1 protein-coding gene is annotated in these 553 nt (G+C 49.5%); it reads right to left on the reverse strand.

The genetic code is table 11. From position 1 onward, the window contains the following. The coding region (locus tag R7Z77_RS27710; RefSeq protein ID WP_411913226.1) for a tetratricopeptide repeat protein at positions 1 to 553 on the reverse strand (553 nt) is incomplete at both ends.

Raw genomic sequence — 553 nt, forward strand, 5'->3', positions numbered from 1 at the left:
GGAAGGCGTTTTCTGCTCAAGTGGTTTCGCTGATTGATCTTCTGTTGTGACCGTTGTCATATCCGGTTCGAAGTTCAGCTCCGTCGTCTCTTCCCACGTATTCGCCCCAGATTTGTGCACGGCACTTAACACTTCGTTAAGCTCTTCTTCGCCAGGGAAATATACGTCACGTTTGTACACCTTGTTCAGCGCACGAATGATCGAGTGCTTTTTCACCATGCCAGATGCGAGCTTTCTTTGCAGAGGCTTCGCAATGGATTGAAGTCCAACCACCACATCCACACCGATGTTCGCCGCGACTTCATCACGAAGGACGCGAGCTGGTTGATAACCCATATTGGCAGAAAGAAACAACCAAACATACGCAATCGCATTGCCTGTTTTTCCTCTGTCTTTCCATGCTTCGCCTGCATGGTACATCGCTTCTGCGCTGCCGCCCTCAGCAGCACGTTCCAGCCAATAGCAACCTTTCACCATGCTCTTGTCTGCACCAATGCCGTTTAGATAACACAAGCCGACTTGAATTTTTCCTTCTGCACTGTCTTTTTCTGCC

It is taken from the genome of Vibrio sp. 1401 (genome assembly GCF_033340295.1).